The sequence below is a fragment of the Polaribacter sp. OB-PA-B3 genome, from assembly GCF_054589375.1.
This window is the reverse complement of the sequence record NZ_BAAIIX010000001.1, coordinates 841,388-863,290: the sequence shown is the minus strand read 5'-3', so window position 1 is coordinate 863,290 and position 21,903 is coordinate 841,388. Positions and strand designations below refer to the sequence as shown.

Annotated in this window: 14 protein-coding genes and 1 tRNA gene; 11 read left to right on the top strand and 4 right to left on the bottom strand. The window is 29.1% G+C overall.

The features are described from left to right. Positions 1-498 precede the first annotated feature (498 nt). Positions 499-1,851, top strand: a complete 1,353-nt coding sequence (locus tag ACYPV9_RS03665; RefSeq protein ID WP_459741649.1) for a TrkH family potassium uptake protein — start codon at positions 499-501, stop codon at positions 1,849-1,851. An 837-nt stretch (positions 1,852-2,688) separates the two neighbouring features. Here ACYPV9_RS03665 and ACYPV9_RS03660 read toward each other — a convergent pair. The 3 genes from ACYPV9_RS03660 to ACYPV9_RS03650 form a co-directional block, all read right to left on the bottom strand. Next, on the bottom strand, positions 2,689-3,357 hold the full coding sequence (locus ACYPV9_RS03660; protein ID WP_299061818.1) for a response regulator transcription factor: 669 nt from the start codon (positions 3,355-3,357) through the stop codon (positions 2,689-2,691). A 2-nt stretch (positions 3,358-3,359) separates the two neighbouring features. Next, positions 3,360-5,282: a hypothetical protein gene (locus tag ACYPV9_RS03655; RefSeq protein WP_459741646.1), complete on the bottom strand. Its 1,923-nt coding sequence runs from the start codon at positions 5,280-5,282 to the stop codon at positions 3,360-3,362. A 481-nt stretch (positions 5,283-5,763) separates the two neighbouring features. After that, positions 5,764-5,836 (bottom strand) — tRNA-Met (locus tag ACYPV9_RS03650). Between the two features lie 180 nt (positions 5,837-6,016). Here ACYPV9_RS03650 and era point away from each other — a divergent pair. From era to ACYPV9_RS03630, 4 genes are all read left to right on the top strand, one after another. Then, positions 6,017-6,901, top strand: a complete 885-nt coding sequence (gene era, locus ACYPV9_RS03645) for a GTPase Era (RefSeq protein WP_459741645.1) — start codon at positions 6,017-6,019, stop codon at positions 6,899-6,901. Positions 6,902-7,051: 150 nt separating this feature from the next. After that, on the top strand, positions 7,052-8,563 hold the full coding sequence (locus tag ACYPV9_RS03640) for a choice-of-anchor I family protein (protein ID WP_459741644.1): 1,512 nt from the start codon (positions 7,052-7,054) through the stop codon (positions 8,561-8,563). A gap of 126 nt (positions 8,564-8,689) precedes the next feature. Then, positions 8,690-10,000: a ribosome biogenesis GTPase Der gene (der, locus tag ACYPV9_RS03635; protein ID WP_079737345.1), complete on the top strand. Its 1,311-nt coding sequence runs from the start codon at positions 8,690-8,692 to the stop codon at positions 9,998-10,000. A 161-nt stretch (positions 10,001-10,161) separates the two neighbouring features. After that, the gene (locus tag ACYPV9_RS03630) at positions 10,162-12,549 is read left to right on the top strand and encodes a GAF domain-containing protein (RefSeq protein ID WP_459741641.1); all 2,388 of its coding nucleotides are present in this window, start codon (positions 10,162-10,164) and stop codon (positions 12,547-12,549) included. Here ACYPV9_RS03630 and ACYPV9_RS03625 read toward each other — a convergent pair. After that, positions 12,546-13,748: a Pycsar system effector family protein gene (locus tag ACYPV9_RS03625; protein ID WP_459741639.1), complete on the bottom strand. Its 1,203-nt coding sequence runs from the start codon at positions 13,746-13,748 to the stop codon at positions 12,546-12,548. The genes ACYPV9_RS03630 and ACYPV9_RS03625 overlap by 4 nt on opposite strands. Before the next feature lie 170 nt (positions 13,749-13,918). On the opposite strand from ACYPV9_RS03625, the gene msrB reads away from it, so the two are divergent. The 6 genes from msrB to ACYPV9_RS03595 all read left to right on the top strand — a co-directional run bounded on the left by msrB (position 13,919) and on the right by ACYPV9_RS03595 (position 21,900). Beyond that, positions 13,919-14,371 carry a peptide-methionine (R)-S-oxide reductase MsrB gene (gene msrB, locus ACYPV9_RS03620; protein ID WP_299061846.1) on the top strand — a complete coding sequence of 151 codons (453 nt, stop codon included), beginning with the start codon at positions 13,919-13,921 and terminating at the stop codon, positions 14,369-14,371. Between the two features lie 2 nt (positions 14,372-14,373). Continuing rightward, positions 14,374-14,910, top strand: a complete 537-nt coding sequence (msrA, locus tag ACYPV9_RS03615; RefSeq protein WP_459741636.1) for a peptide-methionine (S)-S-oxide reductase MsrA — start codon at positions 14,374-14,376, stop codon at positions 14,908-14,910. A gap of 18 nt (positions 14,911-14,928) precedes the next feature. Then, entirely contained in the window at positions 14,929-16,488 is a 1,560-nt protein-coding gene (locus tag ACYPV9_RS03610; protein WP_459741634.1) for a protein adenylyltransferase SelO, read from the top strand. An 81-nt stretch (positions 16,489-16,569) separates the two neighbouring features. After that, positions 16,570-17,589 (top strand): XdhC family protein, encoded by a 1,020-nt coding sequence (locus tag ACYPV9_RS03605; RefSeq protein ID WP_459741632.1) that lies wholly within the window; start codon positions 16,570-16,572, stop codon positions 17,587-17,589. A 5-nt stretch (positions 17,590-17,594) separates the two neighbouring features. After that, positions 17,595-18,188 carry a nucleotidyltransferase family protein gene (locus ACYPV9_RS03600; protein ID WP_459741629.1) on the top strand — a complete coding sequence of 198 codons (594 nt, stop codon included), beginning with the start codon at positions 17,595-17,597 and terminating at the stop codon, positions 18,186-18,188. Positions 18,189-18,201: 13 nt separating this feature from the next. Then, positions 18,202-21,900, top strand: coding sequence for a metallophosphoesterase (locus ACYPV9_RS03595; RefSeq protein WP_459741627.1), 3,699 nt, complete (start codon positions 18,202-18,204; stop codon positions 21,898-21,900). Positions 21,901-21,903 lie beyond the last annotated feature (3 nt).

Below are 21,903 nucleotides of genomic sequence, written 5' to 3'. Positions count from 1 at the left end.
TATAAAACACCAAATATGGTATATAAATTATCAGCTTAATTCAATTTTAACCTGTAGCCATATTTCAGGACAAGACATAGCGGAAGCCACTCAGACTCTATAAAAAAAGTCGTTTAAAACAATGATTTTTTTGAGTAAATATTAAAAAGAAAAACTGGAACCCTCTCTCGCTCGTGAAAATTCTTTATGGGAATTTAGCCAGTTTGTCGAATTAAGTTCTTTGCGGAATTTTTAAACAAACTCTGAATTTACTATGTGTTCTGAACTGATTCTAATTATGAAAAACTAAAATGGAATAATCTTGCTTAAAACCAAAATAAAAAAATCTAAATAATTTAAAAAAAATCACATTTCAATCAATGTAAGAGAAATTTGAAAATTTAAAACGCTTATTACAATACGTTGTACAAAATATTGTTTATTTTTAATTTAAAAAAGTCAGTTGCATAACATAAATACGTTGTGTGTCATTTAAAAACAAGAAATTGAATATAAAGGATGGAAAGTAAAACATACAAGAAAATATCTAATTGGTACCGAAAATTCCAGATTAGTAAATCGCCTCAAATGAATTTAGTGTGGGGATTCTTTTTATACACGCTAATTGGATTTATTTTACTATCTATTCCTTTATTTCACAAAACCGACATATACTTTTTAGATAATTTGTTTATTTCGACTTCAGCCATTTCAACTACTGGACTCGTTACAATAAGCGTTTTCGATTCCTATAATTTTTTCGGTCAATTTGTTATTATGGCTTTAATACAAATTGGCGGAATTGGATATATGACGCTAACTACATACTATTTATTATTTACTACCAATAAAATAACGCATTGGCATAGTAAATTAATAGGTGCAGAATTTACTTTACCAAATACAATTCAGGTAAAAGATTTTATCAAAAGCGTTATTGTTTTTACCTTAATAATGGAAACTATTGGAGCTATACTTTTCTACTTTGCCTTTACCAATTCTGGAATGGGGAATTTAAAAGCAATTTGGTTTTCAATTTTTCATAGTATTTCATCGTTTTGTACAGCTGGTTTTGGATTGTTTAATACTGGTTTCGAAAGCTATCAAGACAATACTTTTATAAACACAATTATTTCTGTATTAGCAATTTCTGGCTCTTTGGGTTTTATTGTAATTACAGATTTGTGGTATCGAATTAGAGGTAAATCAAAAGAAATTTCGTTCACAACGAAAATCATTATCTATGGGTTTTTGTTTTTACTTTTTTTAGGAACTTTACTCATTTACACAACAGAATCATCCTCTATTACCGGTTCGAATAGTTCACTTATGATCTCATTCTTCCAAGCAATGTCAGCTATGACAACAGTTGGGTTTAACACAATACCTATCGGTGAATTATCCTTGCCAATATTACTACTAGTAACCTTTTTAATGTATATAGGAGCTTCTCCTTCTGGAACAGCTGGAGGAATGAAAATAACGACATTAACGGCAATGCTGTCGATATTGAAAAGCCGACTGTTAGGTCAGAAAAAAATTACATTTTTAAACCGTCTCATTCCATTTGAGAGAATATATGTTGCGACATCTACTTTTATGCTTTACACGAGTTTAATTTTCTTGTTTTCATTTTTACTTTCTTACTTTGAAAACTTTTCATTTGACAGCATATTATTTGAAGTAGCATCCGCTTTGGGAACTGTTGGATTAAGCACAGGAATTACAGGAGAATTATCTAACATTGGAAAAATATTAATAATTATTTTAATGTTTATTGGAAGAGTTGGAGTTCTAACTTTTGGATTTGCTTTGTTAAAACAAAAAGAAAATAATTATAAAAAAATTAAACATGATGATTTGGCTGTATAAAAACACATTGGAAATATAGAAATAATTTCTTGTTCTAGCTTAATTATGAAAATCCTTAAGTATTTTCAGTTTGGTATGTGCCCACAAAGTTAAGCATGAAACTACGTACCACTAAGAAAAAAGGAGACTGTTAGGTCACATATAATCGACAACTTACCTGTAATAAGGTAGCTAAAATTAAGCAATTGATTATAGTCACTTATGATACAAAAAAATGAACACTGGCTAAAAGAAAGCTAAAAGAGAAGATTGAAGAACTTTAGTTTCAATAAGACTTTCTACAGGATATTAATTATTGTGAATATTATACTAATCACAGGAGCGGACAAGTTCTGTCGCTTCCTTAGACAAAATAATTTTTACATTCCATAAACTAAAAATTATATCACAATAACAAACTCTAATCAAATGTGCTAGAAATATAAGAATCTGGTAAAAGACCACGTTCCTACTTGACTAAAGCAACTCTGGGTTAATGAAATCACTTATATCAAAACAAAAAATATACACCCCCTAACTTTAACAATTAAACAAAATTGTGGAATGTCTTTTAAAAAAGGTGATTATTATAATAACATTGCTAAACAAAGTATTATAGTCTTTTTTATCTAAGAAAATTATTTGAATATAATTTAATAAAACCTATTAGAGATTATTGCTATCTCTATTTATTAATTATAATTTTTTAATAAAGCCTTATGAAATTCCGTAAGGCTTTTAACTAGCACCTTTTCATTTTCAATAGTTTCAAATTGAATTAATTATTCCAAAATATGTTCCTCCCCAAAAAGAAGACTCTGGAACCCCGTAGTCTTAGCAGTTTATTTATAAAAAATTTTATATCAATCCAAAATCTTTAGCTATTGCAACTAAATGTGCAGGGTTATTGGCATTAAAATGTTCTTTTAAAAACTTTAATCTTTTTTCTATAGCACTTGTGCTTGAAGGCGTTATTCCTTTTTCTTTTAATTTTTTACTAATCACTTCTTGTAAAAAACCTTGCGAAAGGTATTTAATCAAAGAAATATCATAATTTGTAATTTCTACAGCTTTTTTAGGATGAATTGTAGTTTGTAACTCAGGAGAGATGTAGAATTCATTAGAAATAGAAGTGTTATAAATTGCTTTTTTTAATTCTTTTAATCCGTTTCTATTTTTCCAGATGTAACTTTGGATCTTTAAATTTTTATATAAATTTTGTATTGTATAAGGTTTATCTTCTACAGAAAAAACTATAATTTTTAAATCAATAAATTCTTCTCTAATTTTGGTTATCAATTCTTCTCCGGATTTTAATTTTTGAGGTGTACCATCGTTTTCAAAAGATAAATCTGAAATAATTAATTCGTAAGGTTCTCCTTTTAAAAAAGCGTTTTTAATTTTTAAAAAAGCTTCATCACAATAAGAAATATAATCTACATTAGTTATCCCTATTTCATCTAAAGCTATTTTAATACCGCTATTTATAACATCAAAATCTTCTACAACTAAAACTTTCTCAAACATTTTTAACTTTTAAAACGAATACTAACTTTTAATCCTTTATTTGGTTTGTTTTCAAAATTAATAGTTCCATTAATAGTTTTTATACGGGTTTCCATATTTTTAAGTCCATTTTTTTGAACAATACTATCTTTTTCAAAACCAATTCCGTTATCAAAATAACTCATTTCTATGCGAGTATTCTTTTTTGTAAAAGTCAACATTACCAAGCTAGCTTTACTATGCTTCTTCATATTTACAAAAAGTTCATTAAATATTCTGTAAACCACAATTTGCTTTTCAGCAGCTAGGTTGTTTAGATGAATATCAGATAATCCTTTTATAATAATCTTACAATCATTTGTATTATAACTTGCTACTAAATGTCTAAAATAACTTTCAAATTTATCTCCAGTTTTAATAGCGTTATTTTCATGTGAAATAGATCGTGTTTGATGGTAGATTTTATCTAAATCATCTATAATCTCTGCTGTATCGATCTTTGGGTTTTGTACTTTTACAAGCGTATTAAAAACATCATTACCCAATTCATCATGTAATCTCTTAGCTATTCTTGTTTCAGTATTATAACTCTCTTGTAAAACTCTTTTTTTATGTAATTGTTTTCGTCTATATATTAAAAACAACAGACCAGAAATTAAAAGAATTCCGATAATTATACTGTTTTTCTTTTGGTTATTCTCTTTTTCTACTTTTAATTCATTTTTAATCGCTAGATTTCTAAACTTTTCTTTTTGCTTTTCTTCATCTTCGTAATTATATTTAATTTTAGCAAACCTAAACTGTCTTTTAGTCTCTGCTTCTTGTAAACTATCTCTTAAATAAATACTTTCTTTATAATATTTAATAGCTTTTTCAGGCGGCTGTCTATCTACAATCTTATCTATAGCCTCTAAAACATCTTGAATGCTTTTTACTTTTCTTGAAATTTTATACATTTCAATAGCATATTGTAATGATTTTTTTCTATTTTTTTCTTGAAAATAATCGGATAAATGACTGTAACTTGCTATTAAACCATAATTATCTTTAAGTTGTAGTTTTTTAGAATTAGCCAACAACAATTCTTTTAATACATTTACATCTGAATTTTCTAACCACTTTACATGTGCTAAATTATCTATAACTCTTGTCTTTGTTTTTTGACTTTTAATAGTATCTTTCAACAACTCTTCAAAAATTAAAATCGCTTTTTTATAATTCTTTAACTCTTTGTATGCAATCGCTAAATTATTTCTAAACCTAATTTTAGAGCTTTTTCTTGTGGTAATTTTCAAAGCAGAAATATAATAAGCAATAGCTTCGTTATATAATGATCTTTTTTTTGCATTAATGGCTAAACAATTTAAACTAGAAGCCATTGTGATTAGTTCTTTCCCATTAAAAAACTTTAAAGATTCTACAGCCAAAGAGTCGCTTAAAGAATAGCTTCCAAAATCTGATTCTATTATTGCTAAATTAGATAAGCTTTTACCTACAGATATGCTATCCTTTAATTTTAAAAACTCATTTTTAGATTTAGTATAGAAAAAATAAGAACTATCCTGTGCGTTTTTTTTATATTGATAAATCCCTAGCTTAAAATAAACTTTACCTTTTAGATTTGCATCATTTTCTACATTAGGCAGTCTCAACATTTTTTTTGAATAAAATATTGCACTGTCTATTTTGTTTAATTTACCCAATAAATAGCTGATATTATTATACATCAAATACTTATCAGCTGAATTTAACTTATTATCAGAAATAAATATTTTTAACTTTTCTAATCTTTTGGCATTACTTGAATTTTTATAATCTACACTTTTAAAGAATTCTTTTGCTAAGGATTTTTGTTTTAAATCATTCTCTAATTTACCACCTTGATTTTCACATGATAAAAATGAAAATAAAACAAAAAAGAGGAATGCTACTTTTACTTGTTTCATCCCTCTAATGTACTATAAATATTTAAAATCTCTAACCACCATTAGTTGGGTTTTCTTCTTCACTTGGATCATTCTCATCTTCACCTCCAGTTGATAAAACCTCATACTCTGTCAAACTATTTTTTAAATTTTCATCTAAACCTTTACAAGATGTAAAAAAACTTTTTTCATATCAATATAACCTATTTTAATTGGAAAAGAATTGGAAAAATTTAGGTTTTAAAAATTATACAGATATTGAAAACTCAAATTGATTTAATAATAAACTTGCTTGTTTTTAAAGTTGTTCTAACTTTCTCTTAAAATCCTGACTAAACCTTTCTTCAATATCTATGAAATCTTTTCGTTGAATTACAATTTATTCAATTTCATAGGCAAACCGTGTACGTTTTCGTGTACGGCAAGTAAAAGTAAGAAATTTAAGGACATAAAAAAACGGTTCGTGAGACACGAACCGTTGATTTCATTGGTGTTAACCTAGTAGCGGGAACTGGACTCGAACCAGTGACCTTCGGGTTATGAGCCCGACGAGCTACCTACTGCTCTATCCCGCGTTGTGATTTCAGAAAAACGACTTAGCTTTAAACTTTCGACTCATAAACTCGACACGTTATTTCCGGGTTGCAAATATACAACATATTTAAAGTTCTGACCAAACTTTTATTAAAAAAATTTTAATCTTTTTTTAATCCTCTAAATTCTAATCCAATATAAAATCTATTTATCTTTGCATTATGACACATAAAGCAGGTTTTGTAAACATCATAGGAAATCCTAACGTAGGAAAATCAACATTAATGAATGCTTTGGTAGGAGAAAAACTATCAATAATAACCCCGAAGGCTCAAACTACTAGGCATCGTATTTTGGGTATTGTTAATGATGAAGAGCATCAAATTGTGTTCTCTGATACGCCAGGAATCTTAAAACCAGCTTATGAGCTTCAATCTTCGATGATGGATTTTGTAAAATCTGCTTTTGAAGATGCCGATATTTTAATTTATATGGTAGAAATTGGAGAAAAAGAATTAAAGAATGAAGCTTTCTTCAATAAAATAATCAATAGTGAAATACCTGTCTTTCTTTTATTAAATAAAATTGATAAATCATCTCAAGAGGATGTCGAAGAAAAAATAAAATATTGGCGAGAAAAAGTACCCAATGCAGAAGTTTTTGTAATTTCTGCTTTAGAAAAGTTTAATGTTGCTGCAGTTTTTAATAAAATTAAAGAGCTTTTACCAGAAGGTCCTCCATTTTATCCGAAAGATCAATTAACCGATAAACCAGAACGTTTTTTTGTAAATGAAAAAATTAGGGAAAAGATATTAATTCATTACAAAAAAGAAATTCCGTATTCTGTAGAAGTAGAAACAGAAGAGTTTATAGAAGAAGAAAATATTGTTAGAATTAGATCTGTAATTATGGTAGAGAGAGAAACTCAAAAAGGAATAATTATAGGACACAAAGGCTCTGCAATTAAAAGAGTTGGCGCAGAAGCCAGAAAAGATCTAGAAAAATTTTTTATGAAAAAAGTTTTTATAGAACTATACGTTAAGGTTAATAAAAACTGGCGTAGCGATAAAACACAACTAAAACGGTTCGGATACAATCAAAAATAAGATTACGTTTACTTAACAATAAAAACCTGTTTTCTAAAATTAGAAAACAATTAATTTACAAACCGCTGTAAAATCTAATATTTACTTATATTTCATTTAACACAATTTTTAGTTTTTGAGTTGATTTTTGCAAAAACTAAAAATCAAACAATGAAAACTTTACAAAAAATTACTTTATTCTCATTATTGGCATTTACATTTAGCTGTCAAGATGATGCAGAACCCGTTGAAACACCTATAAATACTTCGGTTAACTTTACACAAAAAACAACTATTAAAGTTGGTGGTGAAGGTGCGTCAGAAATTACAGCGTATGATAAAATATCGAAAAAACTTTTTACCGTAAATGTAGATTTAAATGAGATTTCTATTCATGATATTTCAGATTTAGACGCTCCTGTTAAAGAAAACTCTATAGATTTAAATGCTTACGGCGCACCTAACAGTGTTGCCATTTTTGAAGGACAATTAGCAATTGCAGTAGAAGATAACGTTAAACAAAATCCTGGTAAAATTTTACTTTACAATACTGCAGATAATTCTTTATTAAAGCAATATACTGTAGGCTCTTTGCCAGATATGGTTACTTTTTCTCCAGACGGAAAAATACTTGTTTCTGCAAATGAAGGCGAACCAAATGATGATTATACTGTAGACCCAGAAGGAAGTGTAAGTATCATCAACCTAGAAAATGATGTCGTTACAACTTTAAATTTTACTGCTTTTAACGCTCAAGAAGCGGCTTTAGAAAGTGAAGGTTTTAGAGTTTTTGGACCAAATGCAGATTTGGCTAAAGATGTAGAACCAGAATATGTAGCAATTTCAGAAGATTCTAAAACTGCTTGGGTTTCTTTACAAGAAAATAACGGAATTGCAAAAATTAATTTGCAAACAAAAACTATCGAAGCCATTTATCCTTTAGGTTTTAAAGATTACTCTTTAGCAAACAACTCTTTCGATGCAAGTGATAAAGATGATGTAAAAGAATTAAAATCTTGGCCAGTTAAAGGTATTTATATGCCTGATGCAATTGTATATATTAAAATTAACGGAATAGAATACATTATTTCTGCAAATGAAGGTGATGCAAGAGATTACGACGGATTTAGCGAAGAAGTTAGAATGGATGATTTAACTTTAGACGAAACTGTGTTTGACGCAGATAAAGATTATTTAAATGAAATTAATCTTGGTCGCTTAAAAACTACTACAACTTTGGGTGACATAAATAACGATGGTAAGGTTGAAGAATTATATAGTTATGGCGCAAGATCTTTTAGTATTTGGTCTGACAACGGAAATCTTGTATATGATTCGGGCAACAACATCGCAACTCAAACTTTAGCATTAACTACAGATAGATTTAACGATGATGATAAAAGAAGTGATGATAAAGGTGCAGAACCAGAAAGTGTAGAAGTTTTAAACATAGGCAATCAACGTTATATTTTATTTGTTGGTTTAGAAAGAAACGATCAAGTTATGGTGTATGATATTACAAACCCAAATGCTCCAGAGTTTTTACAGATACTTTCTAATGCTGGTGATGAAGCTCCGGAAGGGTTATTAGTCATAAAATCAGAAGATAGCCCAAACGGTAAAGATTTATTAGTAGTTTCTAATGAAGACAGCGGAACTGTTACTATTTATCAAAACAACTAATTACAACTTTTAATTAAAATAAAACCAGCAATTTAACTTGCTGGTTTTTTGTTTTTTAAAGACTTCTTTTTTTAGTATCTTTCTTACAACCTTAAATTGTATCTTTGCAAAAAATTAGAATTCAAAATGAATAGTATTGTTGCCATTGTAGGAAGACCAAATGTAGGAAAGTCGACGCTTTTTAATAGACTTGTACAAAGAAGAGAAGCAATTGTAGATTCTGTAAGTGGAGTTACACGTGATAGACATTATGGAAAATCTGACTGGAACGGAAAAGAATTTTCTGTTATAGATACAGGTGGTTACACTATTGGTTCTGATGATATTTTTGAAGAAGAAATTAGAAAACAAGTTGCTTTAGCCATAGAAGAAGCAGATATTATTGTATTTGTTGTAGATGTAGAAGAAGGTATAACACCTATGGATGCTGAAGTTGCAAAGCTTTTACGTAAAGTTAAAAAACCTATTTTCTTAACAGTTAACAAGGTAGACAATGCAATGCGAGATGCAGATGCTGTAGAGTTTTATAACTTAGGTTTAGGAGATTATCATACAATTTCTTCTATTAATGGTAGTGGTACCGGAGATATTTTAGATGCCATTACAGAAAAAATGCCAGAACCAGAAGAAGTTGATTTAGAAAAAGAAGAATTACCAAGATTTGCCGTAGTTGGTAGACCAAATGCAGGTAAATCATCATTTATAAACGCATTAATTGGTAAAGACAGAAATATAGTTACCAACATTGCAGGTACAACTAGAGACTCTATTGATACAAAATATAATAGATTTGGTTTCGATTTTAATCTTGTAGATACTGCCGGAATCAGAAAAAAATCTAAAGTTAAAGAAGACTTAGAGTTTTATTCTGTAATGAGAGCTGTAAGATCTATAGAATATTCTGATGTTATTGTTTTAGTAGTAGATGCTACTCGTGGTTTTGAAGGTCAAGATCAAAATATTTTTTGGTTAGCAGAAAAAAACAGAAAAGGTGTGGTTATCTTAATTAATAAATGGGATTTAATTGAGAAGGAAACTAATACGATGCGAGATTTTGAAGCAATGGTTAGAAAACAAATCGAACCATTTACAGATGTACCAATTGTATTTATTTCTGCACTAACAAAACAACGTTTATTTAAAGCAATTGAAACGGCTGTAGAAGTTTTCGAAAAACGTAAATTTAAAATTCCTACAAGTAAACTAAACGATGCCATGTTAGACATTGTTAAAAGTTATCCGCCACCTGCAATTAAAGGAAAATTTGTAAAAATAAAGTACTGCATGCAGTTGCCAACTCCTACTCCGCAATTTGCATTCTTTTGTAATTTGCCACAATATGTAAGAGATCCGTATAAAAGATTCTTAGAAAATAAATTAAGAGATTTATATGATTTTTCTGGTGTCCCTATTACAATTTATTTTAGACAAAAATAATTAAACACTTACTTTAAAGCTTATTATAATAATTTAACAATAAATTATTAAAGACAACTTAGCTATTTTTTTATATCTTTAAGAGTAAACATAGAAAGTTATTGTTGTTCTAAACGACCATATAAGTACAATTTTGTAAATTTACACCCTAAATTTAAAAGATGAAAATCATAAAATCTAATATAGAAACCGGCGTAGAACTACCTCTACAACTAAACATTTCTTTTAGAAAGGTTTATCATCTTTATGAAAAATACACCCACAAATCTTATAAGGGGCATCCGTTTTATAGTTCTGCTTTAGAAATGGTAAAACTATTTAAACAGCATCCAGAACTAAACGATGGTTTTTCAGATTATTCACTTTTAGACAAATATGAAGAGGAAATAGAGTTACTTTTAAACCCTTTATTTCCAGAACCTTTACTTTTAAATGAAATTAAAGCAGCAAGTATCCCTTTTTCTTTTACTTCATTTAAATTTACAGATCGTTTTCAAAATATCTTAAACAACGCAGGCGAAGATTATGAGCTTACAGTAAGAAACTTTCAAGATGAAAGCATGTATATCTTAGCTTGTACATTTATTTTAGGATTTGTCTACGGTTATAAAATAGATTTAAAAAGACCTTTTTATTTTGATATACCAGATAAAACTACTGGTACCATGAAATATTATAGAGCCGCTTTTAACGGTGACTTTTCTGAGATTACACCCACAGAAACTGCACCTAAAATCACTAATGAAGATTATAGAGAATTATTAAATAACTTTGATAATATAGACCTTTGGAAAGAGAAGTTTCCTCCAAATAGTTATATTTTTAAAGGATTTGGACTTATCAACCTTTTCGATGTTACATCAGAAGAGATGTTGTCTTCTATAAAGGCAAATTTATTGGCTAGTGATGATAGTTTAATTTTTAAACTTCAAAATAATTTAAGAGATTTTTACGCTATTAAAGATTTAAAATTAGGTTATTCTATATTCGATAATTTAAACGATAAGTTGTGTGAAACAATCGTAAACAAATCGAATAGTATTATTTTAAATAATAAAGAAGAAATTAATTGTTCTTCAAATTACTTTTGTGAAGAAGTAATGCAAAAAGTTTTTGTAAATCATGAGACTTTTATCATTTCTGATATCGAAGAATATGGTAAAGCTACAGATAAAAACCCTTTTTATCATAATTTATATGATGGCGGAATTCAAAGTATTATTTTAATACCAATTAAAGCTACTAAAAGTGGCGATTTGGCATTATTAGAAATTGCGTCTCCTAATGCTTATGATTTAAACTCGGTAAACATTAATAAGCTAAAAGACATTATTCCTGTTTTTGAAGCTGCCGTAAAAAGAACTTCAGAAGAAAGACAAAATGTTTTAGAAGCAACAATTCAAGAAAACTATACTTCTATTCACGAATCTGTAAAGTGGCGTTTTTATGAAGCTGCAGAGAAGTATCACACAGAATTTCAAACTAATGACAATGCAAAGTTAGACGAAATTGTGTTTAAAGATGTGTATCCATTATTTGGTCAAAGTGATATTAAAGGTTCTTCTGACGCAAGAAACGTAGCAATAAAAGAAGATTTGATAACGCAATTAACTTTAGCAATTTCTGTTTTAAAAGATGCTTGCAAAACAGAAAAATTGCCAATTTATAACGAGTTAATGTATCGTGTATCAACATTTTTAAGAGATGTTAAGCAAGATTTAAATGCTGGTGATGAAATTAATATTTTAGACTTTTTACAGCGAGAAATTTATCCTGTTTTTAATCATATCAAAGAAATTGATAAGAAATTAGCTAAAAAAGTTGATATCTATATGAATCGCTTAGATAAAGATTTAAACGTTGTTTATGAAAAAAGAAAAGACTACGAAAAGAGCGTAAATCTTATCAACGAAAAACTAGCTAAATACATCGATAAAAAGCAAAAGGATGCACAAAAAATGTATCCTCATTATTTTGAAAGATACAAAACTGATGGTGTAGAGTTTAATATGTATATCGGTGAATCTATCACTAAAAAGAATTCTTTCGACAATATATACCTTTACAATTTACGCTTGTGGCAATTACAAACAATGTGCGAAATGGAAAACATTGCATATACGTTAGTAGATACAATGCCACATAACTTAAGAGTTGCGTCTTTAATTTTAGTGCATAGTAATCCTATGGCTATTAAATTTAGAATGGACGAAAAGCAGTTTGATGTTGACGGTGCTTACAATATTAGATATGAAATTATTAAGAAAAGAATAGATAAAGCTAATATTAAAAATACAGAAGAAAGAGTAACACAACCTGGTAAAATTGCAATTATATATTCTCAAGATAAAGATGCCTTAGAATATATTAAATACATAAACTTCTTGCAATCTAGAAAACAATTGGGTAAAATTGAGTTTTTAGAGTTAGAAGATTTACAGGGTGTTTCTGGGCTAAAAGCATTAAGAGTAGAGGTAATTTATCAAAAAGATTTTGATGAAAAGAAAACCATTACTCTTAACGATTTAATAAGGCAAATAGAGTCTTAAACAGTTGTCGATTGGTATTTAAATGAAATAGCAAAAGCAAATACACTTACAATAATACCAACCATAAAAACGGTATAAGTTAATCTTAGAATTTTATATTTTCTATTTAAAACCAAGCCTAAAAAGTATAAATCTTTAGTTAAACTACCATAAAGATAATCTCTATCTGTCATCATTTCAGAAATTCCCCATTCGAAATCTTCCAATTTCATTTGATGAAAGTTTCCAAAGAAAAGTAAATTAACTTTTTTATTGGCAACATCTTGTTTGGTAAATTTACCTTCTGTTACATTTGGTCTAGTTGCTATTATAGATAAAACAATAGATGCAACCGTAAAAGCTATAAATATTATTGTTGGTATTAACAAGTGCGAATTAGATGGATTATCTAACTTTGGCAACAAGCTGGACAAGGCTAACGAAACTATAATTGCATTTACAGATAATAATATATTGGCCTTAGTATCTGCAATATCACTTAATGTAATATGATTTCTAAGTGCAACTCGAAACATGGTTTCTACACCTCTTTCTGGTACTTCACTTTTATTTTTCTTTAAATCTAAAGCTACCTTCTTTTGTTTAAATTTTTTACTTTCTTTTTTTATTTTCTTTTTATTCTTTAATAACTTAGCTATATTCTTCTCTTTGCCTTCACTCCAATTTCGTAAAGCAAAATCGGTATAATATCTATGCTTTTGGGTTAAAAATGACAAGTTAAGATCAATCCATTCTATATTAGAATATTTTTTATCCAAAGACAATTCCCATTCTCGTCTTAACAAAGATGTATAATCTAAAAAGTCTTTAGAAGCTAAATGCCCACAATCTGCATCTCTAATTATTTCTTCTAAATTATTTTTAGGAACATAATTCATTTCTGTTGCTAAAATTATTTTAGAAACTTTTTGAATTCTGTCTTTATCAAAATTATGCTCTTTTAAAAAGTTTGCAGCAATTTCTACACTTTTTTCCTCATGATTGTTAGATCCTTCTACATAGCCAACATCATGAAACCAAGCAGCAATTACTAAGTTTTCTAAAGCATTTGCTTCTACATTTAAACTTGTTGCAATTTCTTTTGCGCTTTCTACCACTCTTTGGGTATGTGCCAAGTTATGGTACACATAGTTAGAGTGAATTTTTTTACTTAAAAAACTAAAAACAAATTTTTCTACTTCTATAATTAATGCGCTCATGGTAAAATTTTAAACAAAAATAAACAATTAAAAATGGTTTTCTTTAATTGATTTTTGTCGTAAATTTAAGTATTGCTTTTAGCATTAACAAAAATTCTTGTTTTGTAAGCTATAGCAGTATTTTTCGTCTAAAAAAAGACGTTTAACAATTAAAAGAAAGAAACATTTACATGCTTACTTGGAAAGATATAATTAGTTTTACAGTAAAAGGAAATCCGAGTCCGGATAATAGAGTGGAAAAATCTGAATTAGAGTGGAAAGAAATTCTAACTCCTGAACAATTTAGAATTACAAGATTAAAAGGAACTGAAAGACCGCATACAGGCGATTTATGCTCTACATATGAAGAAGGAAAATACAATTGTATTTGTTGCAATACACCACTTTTCGATTCTACAATAAAATTTGAATCGAGTTCTGGATGGCCAAGTTTTACACAACCTATTAAAGTAAACGCTATAAAATACCATAAAGATGTTTCTTTTGGTATGGTAAGAGTAGAAGTTTTATGCAATACTTGTGATGCACATTTGGGACATATTTTTCCTGACGGCCCAGAACCAAGCGGTTTACGCTATTGTATTAATTCTGAATCTATGCAATTAGAAAAAGAAAATTCTTAGAAATGAGTACAAATTTACAAACAGCAACCGTTGGTGGCGGATGTTTTTGGTGCACAGAAGCTGTGTTTCAAGAAGTAAAAGGTGTAGAAAAAGTAGTATCTGGTTATGCTGGCGGTAATGTACCAGGAGAACCAACTTACAGAGAAATTTGTTCTGGATTAACAGGTCATGCAGAAGTAATTCAAATTACTTACAATTCAGAAATTATTACTTACCATGATATTTTGGTTATTTTTATGACAACGCACAATCCTACAACCTTAAATAGACAAGGAGCCGATAGAGGCACACAATACAGATCTGTTATTTTTTATCATGATGAAAAACAAAAAGCATTAGCTTCTGAAGTTCTTAAACAAATTCAGCCTTATTATGATGATAAAATTGTTACCGAACTAAGTGCTTTACCAATTTTTTACAAAGCTACAGAAGAACATCAAAATTATTATAGAAACAATACTACACAAGGTTATTGTAGTTTTGTAATAGAACCAAAACTAGCTAAATTAAGACAGTTACACGCAGACAAACTAGTATAAAACTATAATTATCTCTAGATGAAAAATCTTACTATAAAAAGTGAATTTACTGATAATCTACCAGCGGATACGATTTTAGAAAACACAAGAAGACAAGTAGAAGACGCAGCTTATTCTTTTGTGAATCCTAAAAAAACTTCAAATCCAAAAGTTGTGCATACATCAAAAGAAATGGCATCTGAACTGGGGATTTTAGAAGAAGATTTAAATACAGATTTTTTTAGAGATATTGTTACGGGTAATCAAATTTATCCGAAGACAAAACCTTATGCAATGTGTTATGCCGGACATCAATTTGGTAATTGGGCAGGACAATTAGGCGACGGTAGAGCTATCAATTTATTTGAAATTGAACATCAAAATAAAAATTGGAAAATACAATTAAAAGGCGCCGGAGAAACACCATACTCTAGAACTGCAGATGGTTTAGCTGTACTAAGATCTTCTATTAGAGAGTATTTATGCAGCGAAGCAATGTATCATTTAGGTATTGCAACCACAAGAGCACTCTCGTTAAGTGTTTCTGGAGATGCTGTTTTAAGAGATATTATGTACAATGGTAATGCGGCTTACGAAAAAGGAGCTATTGTTACTAGAGTTTCACCTTCGTTTTTAAGGTTTGGTAGTTTTGAAATTTTTGCCGCTAGAAACGATTTAAAAAACCTAAAAAAACTTGTAGATTACACTATAACTCATCATTTTTCTCACTTAGGAAAGCCTTCCAAAGAAATTTACATTACGTTTTTCGAAGAAGTTTCGAATAGAACTTTAGAAATGATTATAAATTGGCAAAGAGTTGGTTTTGTACATGGTGTTATGAATACAGACAATATGTCTATTCTTGGTTTAACAATAGATTATGGGCCTTATGGCTGGTTAGAGGGTTTCGATTTTAGCTGGACACCAAATACTACAGACAGAGAAAATAGACGTTACCGCTTTGGTAATCAGCCAAATATTGGCTTGTGGAATTTATATCAATTGGCCAATGCTTTGTATCCTATCATAGAAGAAGTTAAACCTTTAGAAGAAATTTTAGAAAAATATAAAATTGACTTTGAAAAGAAATCATTAAAAATGATGCGCAATAAGTTAGGTTTCTTTCTAGAACATGACTCGGATTTAAAATTAATTCAGAATTTAGAAGATAATTTACAACTTAGCGAAACAGATATGACTATTTTCTTTAGAAATTTAAGTGATTTTTCTGATAAAACCACAGGTATAGATTTGATTAAAGATGCATTTTATAATTTGGACAACCTTTCTAAAGATATCAAAGACAAATGGGACATTTGGTTTAATGATTACGAAAAAAGACTTTCTTTGGAAACTACCTCTTCATCTGAAAGAAAAAAAGCAATGAATGCTGTAAATCCGAAATATGTATTAAGAAACTATATGGCTCAATTAGCTATTGAAGCCGCAGATAATGAAGATTATAGCTTGATCGACGAATTATACACATTACTTAAACAACCATATGCTGATCAACCAAAATACAATAAATGGTTTGCAAAAAGACCCGATTGGGCCAATAATAAAGTAGGTTGCTCTATGTTATCTTGTAGTTCTTAAAAGAAACAATCCTTTATTTTTTTTAAAAAATATATTTTATAAAAAACCTTTATATTTAAACTAAAATATTAAAGTATTTAAATGCTACACGAACTTAAAAATATATTTCAACAAGCCTTAGTAAATCAAGAAAATAACATTCAGAATGTTTTGGTTACTGTAGTCGATTTAAACGGGTCTTCTTATAGAAAACCTGGAGTTCGAATGTTAATTTCTAGCGATGATACTTCTGTTGGCGCAGTAAGTGGTGGTTGTGTAGAAAAAGAAATTATTAGAAGGGCGCAAAGTGTTTTTAAAGACAATGTTGCAAAAATAATTACTTATGACGGAAGGTATAGACTAGGTTGCGAAGGTATTTTATACATTTTAATAGAACCTTTTAACATAACCAAAAATGCTGCTAATTTGTTTCTTAGTGCTATTGAAAAAAGAGAACCAATAATTATCGATTCTTATTTTATATCGGAAGATAAAGTTAAAGGAAATTTTGGTTCTGTGATAACATATAAAAATCTACAACAGGCTACTATTTCTAGTTTTTTTGATATTAAGAAAATAGAAAACAAGAAAGTTTTTTCACAAGAATTAAAACCGCTATTCAAATTAATAATTATTGGCGGAGAACACGATGCGGTAAAACTCTGTGAAATTGCTGCTAATTTGGGTTGGCAAGTAGAAGTATTAACATCAATTAAAGATCCGAAATCGAAATTAGATTTTATAGGAGCATATTCTGTAAAGGGCGCAACACCAGAAACGATAACTTTAAGTTCTATTGAAGACAACACCGCAATTGTGTTAATGAATCATAGTTTTGTTCAAGATTTAAAATATCTTGTAAAGCTTAGTAAATTTAAACCTAAATATATTGGTATAATTGGCGCCCCTAAAAGAAGAGAAAAACTTTTTAATCAGCTTTTTGATTATGTACCAGATTTAGATGAAGAATTTCTAGAAAAAATATACACTCCTGCAGGTTTACACATTGGTGCAACTACACCAGAAGAAATTGCAATTTCTATAATTGCAGAAATTTTAGCGGTCACTAGAAAAAAAGAACCTTTTTCATTGAAAAAATTATTTGGTAATATTAACAACTAGAAATAATGAAAATTGCAGTCTTAGTTTTAGCAGCAGGAAAATCATCAAGAATGAAGAGTCCGAAACAATTAGTTACCATAGGCACCAATTTCTTGATTGAATACATTTTATCCAAAGCAAAATCTATAGAAGCAGATGAGGTTTATTGTGTTTTAGGCGCAAATTCAGAAATAATTTTAAAAGAAATATCGAGCCCTGATGTACATTTTTTTAAGAATAAAGATTTTGAAAAAGGTCTAAGCGAAAGTCTTTCTTACGGAGTATCTGAAATAGAAAAACAATATCAAAATTACGACGGGATTTTAGTTCTTTTAGGAGATCAACCTACAATTGAAAAAGAATATCTAAATAACATGATTATGTTATTTAATAAAAATAAAAACAAAATTGTTGCTTCTAATTATGGTAAAAAATTAGGAGTACCTGCTTTATTTCATAAAAAATATTTTCAAGATTTAAAAAATATTTCTGGCGACACAGGTGCTCAAAAGATTTTGAATGAAAATCTTAATGTAATTTCTCCAATTATGAAAACCGAATTCTTAGATATAGATACAGAAAAAGACTATCAAGACTTTAAAAATTCTATTTTAAATTAGTTATTTTTGTAAGATGAACTTCATCAAACAAATACTTACTTTACTAATCTTATCCGTATTAATTTCTGCTTGCGCAACCATTAAAATGCAAGTAGCAGAAAATCACACTTATGTTTCTAGAAAAGATACCTCTAAGGTAATACACTCTTTTTATTTGATTGGAGACGCAGGTAATTCTGATTTAAATAAAAAAGATTCTGCACTCTCTTATTTAGAACAAGAAATTAAACGTGCCAAGGAAAATTCTACATTAATATTTTTAGGTGATAATGTTTATCAAAGAGGAATACCAAAAGAAAACTCTAAGAATTATGAGTTAGCTAAACACCGTTTAAAAGTTCAAACAGATATTGGTAAAAAATTTCCTGGAAAAACCTTTTTTATTCCGGGTAATCATGATTGGTATAGCGGTTTAGACGGCTTAAAAAGACAAGAAAAGTTAGTTGAAAAAGCACTTGGAAAAAATTCTTTTTTACCTGAAAAAGGTTGTCCTCTAGAAAAGGTTGAAATAAATGATGATATAAATATTATTGTTGTAGATACGCACTGGTTTGTTACAAACTGGGATAATCACCCAGGAATTAACGATAATTGTGAAATTAAAACTAGAGAAAAATTCTTCGAAGAATTTGAAGGTATGTTAAAAAAATCGCAAGGTAAAACTACAATTGTTGCTTTGCACCATCCAATGTTTACAAACGGTCCTCATGGTGGTTATTACTCTTTTAAAAGCCACATGAAACCTCTGCCTATTTTTGGTTCTGCTTTAAATATTCTAAGAAAAACATCTGGAGTCACAAATACAGATCAACAAAATGAAAAATACAATTTATTAAGAAAACGTATTATTAGTTTAGCGCAACAGAATGAAAAAGTAATGTTTATTTCTGGTCATGAACACAGTATACAATACATTGTGCAAGACAACATACCACAAATTGTAAGTGGTTCTGGTTCTAAATTAACAGCAACAAAAAACGTAAATGGTGGTATTTTTTCTTACGGAACACAAGGTTTTGCCAGATTAGATGTTTATGAGGACGGCGCATCTACGGTTCATTTTTATACAGCAAAAGAACGTAAAATTGTTTTTGAAGCAAATGTTTTTAAAAAGGATAGTATTGTAGAATTTACAAATTTTCCTAACATGGGTGTTTCAGAAAAAAAAGCAGGAATTTATACCGATAAAGAAACAAATAAAGGTAAATTCTATAATTTTTTATGGGGAAAGAGATACCGAAAATACTTTGGTCAGAAAATAATTGCTCCTACTGTAAGCTTAGACACTTTGTATGGCGGTTTAAAACCAGTTAGAAAAGGTGGCGGGCATCAATCTAAATCTTTACGTTTAGAAGATAAAGACGGTAAAGAGTATGTAATGCGAGCATTAAGAAAAAATGCTGTGCAATATTTACAAGCGGTTGCTTTTAAAAACCAATATGTAGAAGGGCAATTTAACAACACCTACACAGAAGATTTATTATTAGATGTTTTTACAGGATCACATCCGTACGCGCCTTTTACTATTGATAAATTAGCAAAAGCAATTAATGTATATCATACGAAACCAATTTTATTTTACGTACCCAAACAAAAAACTTTAAAAGAATTTAATACTGACTTTGGAGATGAATTATACATGATTGAAGCAAGAACTGCAGACGGTCACGGAGATAAAGAATACTTTGGTTTTTCTGATGAAATAATAAGTACCGACGATTTAAGAAAAAATTTAGCTAAAGATGAGAAATATGTTCTTGATGAAGGCTCGTACATAAGAGCTCGTTTATTTGATATGTTAATTGGAGATTGGGACAGACATCAGGATCAATGGAGATGGGCAACTTTTGAAAAAGATGGCAAAATAATCTACAGACCTGTACCTAGAGATCGTGATCAAGCTTTTTCTGTTTTTAGTGATGGTTTTTTAATGAATACAATTACAAGTATCATTCCTGCTTTAAAAGGTATGCGATCTTATGAAGAAGATATTAAAAATCCTGCCCATTTTAGTTTATCAGCATATCCTTTAGACATGAGGCTAATTAGAGAATCTAACAAAGCCGATTGGGATAAAGAAGTCAAAATTATTCAAAATCAAATTACAGATGAAGTTATAGAAAGTGCTTTTTCTAAATTCCCCAAAGAAGTTAGAGGTAACGCTATAGATGACATCAAAAGAAAATTAAAAGGTAGAAGAAAGAACTTACAAAAAATATCTGATAAATATTTTAGTCACTTAAATAAATTTCAAGTAATAACAGGTACTCATAAAGATGATTGGTTTGAAATAAACAGATTCGTTAACGGAGATACAGAAATTATAGGTTACAGAATAAAAGACGGTAAAAAAGCAGATATTTTTCACAAAAGAAGATACAAAAAAAATGTTACCAAAGATATTTGGGTATATGGTTTAGATGATGATGATAGGTTTGTAGTGAGTGGTTCTTCGGGAATTGACCCAATAAAAATTAAATTAATTGGAGGGTTAAACAATGATATTTATGATATAAAATCAAAAAAACATGTAAAGGTTTATGATTACAAAACTAAAAAAAACACCTTTATCACTAAAAATGTAAATAAAAAAATAACAGACGATTATAAAACCAATACGTACGATTATAAAAAATTAAGAAGTAAAAGTAATCTAGTTTCTCCTGCAATTGGCTACAACCCAGATGACGGAATTAAATTAGGTATTAAAAATACACGTTTGGTAAATGGTTTTGAAAGAAACCCTTTTACAAGAAGACATATAATAGAAGGTTATTACGTATTTGCTACTAATGGTATAGAGATAAAATATAATGGCGAATTCGCAAATATATTAGACCGCTTTAATTTAGGTTTTAACGCACAATTTAATAGTCCAAATTACGCAACTAACTTCTTTGGTTTTGGTAACAACTCTATAAACTTAGAACCTAGCGGAACGGTAAATAGAGATTACAACCGAGTTAAAATTAGAAAACTTGAAGTAGGAACTTTCTTAAAATGGAGAGGTGATTTAGGTGCAAGATTTACTGCTTCTGCTAATTTTCAAAGCTACGATATAGAAAGGACTGAAGGTAGATTTCTAGAAACACAATATGCTGCCAGTAACGATTTATTTAAAGCTCAAAACTTTCTAAACACAGAAGTTAGTTATTATTATCAACATTCAGACAATCCTGCATTTCCAACATTGGGTGTAGAATTTAATGCGTTAGTAGGTTTTACAAGTAGTTTAAGTAACAAAAGTAATTTCTCTTATGCAACCACATCTCTAGGCATTACACATAAATTAATTCCTAACGGAAAACTTGTGTTGGCATCAAAAGTAGATGGACACTTTATTTTTGGCAACGATTTTCAATTTTACCAAGGAGCTTCTATTGGTGGTAACGAAGGTATGAGAGCCTATAGAAACGAACGATTTACTGGTAAAAATGCTTTTTATCACACTACAGATATTAGATATAATATAAGTAATTTAAGAACTGCTATTTTACCTATAAACATTGGTATTTACTCTGGTTTTGATTACGGTAAAGTATGGGGTACACCAACTTCTTTAACAGTACAGATAAATAAATCTTCTAAACCAAATACCTCTTATGGTGGTGGTATATTCTTAAACGCTGCAGATATGTTAACAACAAGTGTAGGAGTATTTGATGGTAATGAAGGCGCAAGAATAACTTTTAGCTTAGGTTTCGATTTTTAAATT

Excerpts from the sequence above, each read along its gene's own strand:
- ACYPV9_RS03625 (WP_459741639.1), bottom strand. The coding sequence starts at position 13,748 with ATGAGCGCATTAATTATAGAAGTAGAAAAATTTGTTTTTAGTTTTTTA.
- ACYPV9_RS03605 (WP_459741632.1), top strand. The coding sequence starts at position 16,570 with ATGCTACACGAACTTAAAAATATATTTCAACAAGCCTTAGTAAATCAA.
- ACYPV9_RS03655 (WP_459741646.1), bottom strand. The coding sequence starts at position 5,282 with ATGAAACAAGTAAAAGTAGCATTCCTCTTTTTTGTTTTATTTTCATTT.
- der (WP_079737345.1), top strand. The coding sequence starts at position 8,690 with ATGAATAGTATTGTTGCCATTGTAGGAAGACCAAATGTAGGAAAGTCG.
- ACYPV9_RS03595 (WP_459741627.1), top strand. The coding sequence starts at position 18,202 with ATGAACTTCATCAAACAAATACTTACTTTACTAATCTTATCCGTATTA.
- ACYPV9_RS03600 (WP_459741629.1), top strand. The coding sequence starts at position 17,595 with ATGAAAATTGCAGTCTTAGTTTTAGCAGCAGGAAAATCATCAAGAATG.
- msrB (WP_299061846.1), top strand. The coding sequence starts at position 13,919 with ATGCTTACTTGGAAAGATATAATTAGTTTTACAGTAAAAGGAAATCCG.
- era (WP_459741645.1), top strand. The coding sequence starts at position 6,017 with ATGACACATAAAGCAGGTTTTGTAAACATCATAGGAAATCCTAACGTA.
- ACYPV9_RS03640 (WP_459741644.1), top strand. The coding sequence starts at position 7,052 with ATGAAAACTTTACAAAAAATTACTTTATTCTCATTATTGGCATTTACA.
- ACYPV9_RS03665 (WP_459741649.1), top strand. The coding sequence starts at position 499 with ATGGAAAGTAAAACATACAAGAAAATATCTAATTGGTACCGAAAATTC.
- msrA (WP_459741636.1), top strand. The coding sequence starts at position 14,374 with ATGAGTACAAATTTACAAACAGCAACCGTTGGTGGCGGATGTTTTTGG.
- ACYPV9_RS03630 (WP_459741641.1), top strand. The coding sequence starts at position 10,162 with ATGAAAATCATAAAATCTAATATAGAAACCGGCGTAGAACTACCTCTA.
- ACYPV9_RS03660 (WP_299061818.1), bottom strand. The coding sequence starts at position 3,357 with ATGTTTGAGAAAGTTTTAGTTGTAGAAGATTTTGATGTTATAAATAGC.
- ACYPV9_RS03610 (WP_459741634.1), top strand. The coding sequence starts at position 14,929 with ATGAAAAATCTTACTATAAAAAGTGAATTTACTGATAATCTACCAGCG.